Annotated in this window: 1 protein-coding gene; it reads left to right on the forward strand. The window is 33.6% G+C overall.

Features of this window, described 5'->3' with window-relative positions; all coding sequences use genetic code 11:
• Window positions 1-187: 187 nt before the first annotated feature.
• Window positions 188-379 (forward strand): hypothetical protein, encoded by a 192-nt coding sequence (locus V6255_RS17985; protein ID WP_341629375.1) that lies wholly within the window; start codon window positions 188-190, stop codon window positions 377-379.
• The last annotated feature ends 159 nt before the right edge of the window (window positions 380-538 follow it).

Genomic DNA, 538 nt, shown 5'->3' on the forward strand with positions numbered 1-538 from the left:
CCTCATGTGAAAGTAGGTCATTGCCAAGCGCCTAATACGATAATCCCTGTTGACTGACGTCAACAGGGATTTTTTCGTTTTAGCGTTTAGAGCCTGAAGTTAATGAAATATAACACTTATACCAAAAGAATTTAATTCGTGATCTAATGTGGTGCTTTTTATTTATCATTAACCGATTGATTATCATATGAAAAATACTTCACAAATAACAATCCCATATATAAATAATGCGATCATTAAACTACGCTATTTGGCTGAAAAAAATTTAATGAAAGTCACTATCGAACTTAAATTGCAAAAAATACTGAATGTAAGTCGCCGCTTAGTTAATGAATGGGTAAAAATTATCTATCGGGTGGGTTTGATACTTTGGCATTAAAACTAGCGACTGGTCAGCCTTCTCGCTTAAGCAACGAGTAAAAAGCTCAATTAAAAGAGTACGTATAGCTCGAGCAGTCAAAGTACAACGAGGACGTTTGATGGGTAATACCATTCCGCCTAATTATATGATCTAATATATTCATTATTATTAACTGAT

It is taken from the genome of Psychromonas arctica (assembly GCF_038155225.1).
Taxonomy (GTDB): Bacteria; Pseudomonadota; Gammaproteobacteria; order Enterobacterales; family Psychromonadaceae; genus Psychromonas; species Psychromonas arctica_B.

Coding starts and splice junctions, on each gene's coding strand:
- V6255_RS17985 (WP_341629375.1), top strand. CDS start 188: ATGAAAAATACTTCACAAATAACAATCCCATATATAAATAATGCGATC.